The sequence below is a fragment of the Pseudomonas sp. AC463 genome, assembly GCF_979253585.1.
In genome coordinates, this window is record NZ_CEEDDZ010000662.1 from 1 (window position 1) to 268 (window position 268).

Below are 268 nucleotides of genomic sequence, written 5' to 3' on the forward strand. Positions count from 1 at the left end.
GGTGTATCGGGCCGAACTCCAGGCCATTGCTCAGGGCGCGGCTGCGGAAGGCCTCGAGGTGTTCCACATCGAACACCAGCTTCACGCGGGCCTGGTTGCCTTTCAGTGATACGGCTGCACGGTGCACCAGCAGGATCAGCCCGCCGCGAGGGTGGTGCAGTTCGATCACGCCCTGATCTTCCGCGCTGCTCACGAACCCGAAATGGCGCTCATAAAACGCGCAGGTCTTGCCCGGATCATTGGCATACAGCATGACTCGGGTACTGGG

Annotated in this window: 1 protein-coding gene; it reads right to left on the bottom strand. The window is 62.3% G+C overall.

Annotated features, from left to right (window positions below; all coding sequences use genetic code 11):
- Positions 1-268 (bottom strand): VOC family protein (locus tag AC0IYH_RS31850; RefSeq protein ID WP_471838268.1); only part of this gene is annotated, 268 nt, incomplete at both ends.